The following is a 5,629-nucleotide window of genomic DNA, read 5'->3' as shown; positions in this document are numbered from 1 at the left end:
CTATGCTGGGTGGCCGCTATGAAGCTATTGAGGAAATTGAAGAAATTCAGGAATCGCTCCCCATGGCAGTTGAAGATAGAGCGAGTCGAGCGGATCTGCGCCGCGCATGTGAGAGGCTAACTAGACGTGGTGTGCTAGTCCCGCAGAAGAGCGGGGAGGGTTTCGTCGTTGCTTTGCCGATATTTAGAGAGTGGTTGGGCGAGAACGCTGTCGCCAAGCTAGTGMCGCTTTGGACGGAGCATTTGGTAGCTATTCGACGCGATTTGATCGGATCTGCCGATACCTCGCCGTCGTCGGAACCTATGGATTCGGTAGTTTTTCCAATTTCCGAAGATGAATTATTGGCCGTTGCTCAGCGACTGATGTACTGTGGAAAACAGAAGGATGTTGCAGATATACGACTGTGGCTGAGGCAGTTTGGCGACGATAGCCGTATTGAGTTGGCCTTCCTACTCCTGCGGCGAGTCGCCGAAAGGGGATTCATCAATGAAGGAATGAGAGCACTGGGCTTACAGCGCTTAGAAGAAATGGTAAATGCGAGGCGCTTGACGATCGGTGCCGGCATTTGGCAAATCGTGCGCAACCGTCGCGACAACTTGGCGCTGACGTACCTCGATTCTGATCACAAAAGCGGGGCAAGCACCACGCGGGAGTTGCAGAAGAGTCTTAGACCTGGCAAGTGCAGTTCCGCCGCCGAACTAGATGGATGGATGCGCAGTCACGCCGAGTCGGATGCCATGGTCGTGATTGCGGACGACTTTGCTGGGACCGGGCAGACGCTTGTTGACGGGATGGCGAAATTCAAGGCCCGAGTTGGCGGAACGACTTGGCAGCGCTACGTTGATGAGCACCGTATCTCGGTTTATGTCATGTTTGCATTCCCCGAAGCGCTGGAGGCCGCACGGCAATCATTCCCAGGCATCGACGTCGTGGCCGCAACACTGTTAGGCGACRAACTGAGAGCTTGCGATGAATCCTCTGACATATTCGCGGACGACAGTGAACGCCGCTTTACCAAGGAGGTGCTCCAGCAACTTGGCCGCGAATTGAGTCCCTCAGCGCCTCTCGGCCATGGAGACATGGGTGCACTTGTTGTATTTCACAACACAACACCTAACAACACGCTTCCAATTTTCTGGTGCACCGGTGTGGTCGGCGAGCGCCCATGGCGCGCCCTATTCCCGCGAGCCTAGCCTCAGGGGGGGCCGTCGATTTGCCTGGGGTGCCCCTCAACCATCGCCTCGCCACCATGCACCGCCGGATCGAATGCCATGAGCTTCTGCTCGAGCGACATCTTGGGTTTGCTGATCGCACGCCGCACGAGAAGTCCTTCGTGAACAACCTCGACGGTCACCATCTGACCTCGCGAGAACTGTGCGGCTGCGGCGACGGCGGGCGCGATCCGCACGCCAAGGTCGTCCCCCCAAGCCTGCACTTTCTGCGCGTCCTTCACTGCTGTCATGCGAATTCCTTCGGGTAGGTCAGGCGCAAACAGCATCGCCGGCGGGTTGGCCGTCTTTATACGCGATGGTCAGCCGCGCTCCCCGCGCTTCAAATGCGCCTCCACATCCCGCGCCCGATCCCCGACCTTCGCAACGGCCTTCTTCAGCTCATCCGGCGTCACGCCGTACTTCTTCGACCAGTCGCGCAGTTCATAGTCCTGGTTGACGTTGATGCGCTCGCGGTCCTGGCCGCCGGTTTGTTGCTTGCTGTCGGACATGTTGATCTCCGTTGGTGGGCAAGCAGAAAGCTTATGCATCCCACGACGGAGATGCTGTCGGAGAGAGCCGCTTCCGTTGTAGGAACGGTGAACCGATCTACTTGCGCCACCACGGCACGTCGTAGTTCACCTTCTCCTTCGGCACCACCATGATCTGCGGCCTGACGTAGTAGTCGTAGAAGCGCTTGCGCTCGCCGGCGTCGTAGATCGCGAACGCACCGGCCTTCTCCTGCTCTTCCAGGAAGCGCCGCATCGCACCCACCGGCTCCATCGGGTTGGCCTGCTGGAAGATCACCTCGCCGCCGTAGCGCTGGTAGAGCGCCTTGCTGACCTTCCACTGCAGCACCATGCTGCGCGGCAGCTCGCGCAGCATCGCCTTGTCGGCGTCCGACAGCCCGGGCGGGGGCGGTGGAAGCTTCAGCGCCGACTCGAGCTCGGCCACCTCGGCGTCGGTGGCGGTGAGCCGCTCCTGCTCGGCGAAGCGCTGGATCAGCGGCCGCAGGATCTGGCCGTCCAGGCTGCGTCCGGGTTGCGTCGTCTCGTCGCTGTAGATCGTTCGACCCAGCACCTTGGCCAGCGGTGTGCGGGCCAGCGCCAGCGCGGGCACGAGCGAGGTGGCTGTACCCGCGATCAACAGGCGTCTGCGTTGCATGCGGCCCGCCGAAACCATGCTCATGGTGCGCGGACGAACTTGTCCCGCGCGAACGTGGATCGCTTGCCGTCCTTGCCGACCGATTCGAGGTGGCACGACCATGTGCCGGATGCCGGGTCCCAGGCGAACGTGTTGAAGAACGGGCCAGCGGGATACTCGAACCGGAACTCCACGCTGTTGCCGTCGCGCTGGCCCCGGCCAGCCGCCGAGAAATGGCCGCCGAAGTTGTCCATCCAGTGCGCCACGTACTCCTTTGCCGCGTACGAGTAGCCGATATAGACCTCGGCCTCGTAGCGTGGCGGCGAGGCCACGTCCCGCATCTGCAGGCGCAGAAACTGGTGCTGCAGCACCCAGGTGGCGGAGAGCTGGTTCTTCACCTCGGTGCCGCGGATCTGCCGGGTGACCAGCCAGTCGCCTTCGAGCCTCGCGAACAAGTCGTCTTCGAAACGGGATCCGCGGCCATCGGCCTGACTGTACGCAGGTGGAGCCGCCAGCGTTGCACAGGCGGCCGACAGACAGGGAAGGCTGGGCAGGTAGAGCAGGAGGCTGCGACGTTTCATGCGCCGCATTCTCCAACAGCTTCCGGCTGCCGCAGCCGCCTGCGCTACGCCGGTTGCACCTGCCGCGGCGCCCGCGCCTTCATCACGAACGAGATGAACTGCCACAGGATGAACGCCGCGATCAGCCCGAGCAGCGTCGCGCTGATCGGCCGGCTGGCGAACACGTTGAAGCTGCCGCGGCTCAGCAGCATCGCGCGGCGGAAGTTCTCCTCCAGCATCGGCCCGAGAATGAAGCCGAGCATCAGCGGCGCCGCGTCCATGTCGAGCCGCGCGAACAGGTAGCCGCCCAGCCCGAAGGCGGCCGTCACGAAGATGTCGTCGAGGTTGTTGTTGACGCTGTAGGTGCCGATGCAGCAGAAGAACAGGATCGACGGGAACAGCACGCTGTACGGGATCTTGAACACCGACAGCCAGTAGCGCACCAGCGGCACGTTCAGGATCAGCAGGAAACAGTTGCCCACCCACATGCTGGCGACCAGGCCCCAGAACAGGTCCGGGTGGCCGGCGATCATGTTGGGCCCCGGCTGGATGCCCTTGATCACGAAGGCCGCCATCATCAGCGCCATCACCGCGTTCTCCGGAATGCCGATGCTCATCAGCGGGATGAAGCTGGTGCGCGCCGCCGCCTCGTCGGCCGCCGCCTGTCCGGCCACGCCCTCGATGGCGCCGGAGCCGATCTCGTGGCGGTACTTGCTGACCTTCTTGTCGACCGCGTAGGCGGCGAACTGCGCGATCACCGGCCCGCCGCCCGGCAGGATGCCGAGGAACGAGCCGATGACGCTGCCGCGCAGCGCGCTCGGAATGATCCGCTTGAACTCGGCCCAGGTCGGGATCAGGTGGATGGTGCCGTTGAACGGCGAGCGCTCCTCGCGCGAATCGAGGTTCTTCGTGATCTCGGCGATGCCGAAGCAGCCGAGCGCCACGCTGACGAGGCCGACGCCGTCGGCCAGCATCGGCAGGTCCCAGGTGTAGCGCGGCACGCCGCTGTTCACGTCGGTGCCGATCTGGCCGAGCAGCACGCCGATCAGGCACATCGCCATGCCGTTGAGCAGGCTGCCGGTCGTCACGAAACTCACGCAGACGAAGCCCACCAGCATCAGCGCGCAGTAGTCGGCCGGGCCGAACAGGAACGCCACCTCGCCGAGGCTGGGCGCCAGGAAGGTGAGCACGACGATCGCCACCGTGCCGCCGATGAAGCTCGACACGCCCGCGGTGAACAGCGCGAGGCCGGTCTTGCCCTTCAGCGTCATCTGGTAGCCGTCGATGCAGGCCACGATGCTGCTGGCGTGCGGGATYTTCATCGTGATCGCGCTGACGCTGTCGCCGTACTGGGCCCCGTAGTAGATGCCGGCCAGCATGATCAGCGCGCCGGTGGTGGGGATCGAGTACGTGAGCGGCAGCAGCAGGCTGATGGTGGCGAGCGGCCCGAGGCCCGGCAGCAGGCCGACCAGCGTGCCCACCGTGCAGCCGATGGCGCAGAACAGCAGGTTCTGCCACGTCAGCGCGTGGCTGAAACCGAAGGCGAGGTTGTGGAGCAGGTCCATCGTCCGGTGCCTCAGTACAGGTTGAGGCTCAGGCCGAGCAGTTTCTGGAAGGCCAGCGCCACCAGGAACAGGCCGACCGACACCTTCAGGTTGCGCGCGATCGAGTATTTCGCCGAGCCGGCGAAGGCCGACAGGAACACCAGCGCGACGATGCCGGCCGTCATGTTCAGCAGCCGCGAGACCAGCGCGAACGCGCACAGGCTGGCCAGCAGCAGGCCGATGTTGCTGAGCTTGAACTCGAAGCGCTCCGAGGCGACGAAGCGCGAGCGCACGAGGGTGGCCAGCGCGATCAGCAGCAGCAGGCAGCTCATCATCAGCGGGAACATGCCGGCCCCCGCGCGGCTGAGGTCACCGATGGGGTACTGCAACGCGCCGAGTCCGAAGGCCAGCGAGACGGCGGTCAGGGTGAGTCCCCGCGCAAGGTTTCTGTCGATCATGGTGGCTCCGTGAGAGGTGGCCCACTCTAGGCAGTGGGGCCTCCGCGACCGCCATCGGTTTCTACCTACGACAGGTTGACGACAGRTTCGGCTTCAGGGGCGGTGATGAGGTGCTCGGGACTGTGCGGCAGGCTCACGGTGACCGCGAGGCCGGTGCCGTTGACGCCCGGCTGCAGCGTGGCTTCGCCGCCGTGCAGGCGCGCGATGTCGCGCACGATGGCCAGGCCCAGGCCGGTGCCGAGGCCGCCGGCCAGCGCGCCGCGGCGGAAGCGGCCCCAGATGTGCTCCATCTCCTCGGGCAGCACGCCGCGGCCGTCGTCGATCACTTCCAGCACCGCGCGTCCGGCCACGCTGCGCGTGCGCACGGTGATGTCGACGCCGGCGCCTGCATGCTCGATCGCGTTGTGCACCAGGTTGTCGAGCAACTCGCGCAGCAGCAGCGGATCGCCCTCGACGAAGGCCGGCTCGAGATCGAAGCCCAGGTCCTGCTCCATCGCGAGCGTGGGGCGCAGCCAGTCGTTCGCGTACTCGGCCGCCAGCCGGGCCAGGTCGACGCGCGGGAGCGGCGTGCCGTCACCCAGCGCGGCGCTGTCGGTGCGGGCCAGCGTCAGCAGCTGCTGCACCAGGTGCGAACCGCGCTCGGCGGCGGCGTACAGCCGCAGCAGGGTCGGTTTCAGCGAGGGCGGGCAAGTCTGCGCCAGCACCTGGGCCGATTC

8 protein-coding genes are annotated in these 5,629 nt (G+C 64.7%); 1 reads left to right on the top strand and 7 read right to left on the bottom strand.

The annotated features are described in order from the left end of the window. The coding region (locus AC1D01_RS18430) for a phosphoribosyltransferase-like protein (protein ID WP_477868781.1) at positions 1–1,193 on the top strand (1,193 nt) is incomplete at its 5' end. A 2-nt stretch (positions 1,194–1,195) separates the two neighbouring features. Here the strand turns inward: AC1D01_RS18430 and AC1D01_RS18425 are convergent. From AC1D01_RS18425 to AC1D01_RS18395, 7 genes are all read right to left on the bottom strand, one after another. Further along, positions 1,196–1,462, bottom strand: coding sequence for an AbrB/MazE/SpoVT family DNA-binding domain-containing protein (locus tag AC1D01_RS18425; RefSeq protein ID WP_477868779.1), 267 nt, complete (start codon positions 1,460–1,462; stop codon positions 1,196–1,198). 69 nt (positions 1,463–1,531) lie between these two features. Next, on the bottom strand, positions 1,532–1,720 hold the full coding sequence (locus AC1D01_RS18420; protein ID WP_477868777.1) for a DUF3606 domain-containing protein: 189 nt from the start codon (positions 1,718–1,720) through the stop codon (positions 1,532–1,534). Positions 1,721–1,817: 97 nt separating this feature from the next. Next, on the bottom strand, positions 1,818–2,372 hold the full coding sequence (locus tag AC1D01_RS18415; RefSeq protein WP_477868775.1) for a hypothetical protein: 555 nt from the start codon (positions 2,370–2,372) through the stop codon (positions 1,818–1,820). Positions 2,373–2,392: 20 nt separating this feature from the next. Continuing rightward, a complete protein-coding gene (locus AC1D01_RS18410) occupies positions 2,393–2,932 on the bottom strand; it encodes a hypothetical protein (RefSeq protein WP_477868773.1) in 540 nt (179 codons plus the stop codon). 44 nt (positions 2,933–2,976) lie between these two features. Beyond that, positions 2,977–4,476 carry a tripartite tricarboxylate transporter permease gene (locus AC1D01_RS18405; RefSeq protein WP_477868771.1) on the bottom strand — a complete coding sequence of 500 codons (1,500 nt, stop codon included), beginning with the start codon at positions 4,474–4,476 and terminating at the stop codon, positions 2,977–2,979. Positions 4,477–4,487: 11 nt separating this feature from the next. Beyond that, positions 4,488–4,913: a tripartite tricarboxylate transporter TctB family protein gene (locus tag AC1D01_RS18400; RefSeq protein ID WP_477868769.1), complete on the bottom strand. Its 426-nt coding sequence runs from the start codon at positions 4,911–4,913 to the stop codon at positions 4,488–4,490. A 65-nt stretch (positions 4,914–4,978) separates the two neighbouring features. Continuing rightward, positions 4,979–5,629: sensor histidine kinase (locus AC1D01_RS18395; protein WP_477868767.1), on the bottom strand; the 651-nt coding region annotated here is incomplete at its 5' end.

The sequence above is a fragment of the Rhizobacter sp. P3_B12 genome (genome assembly GCF_056402895.1).
Note: the sequence above shows the minus strand (reverse complement) of the source record. Positions and strands in the feature narration are given on the sequence as shown.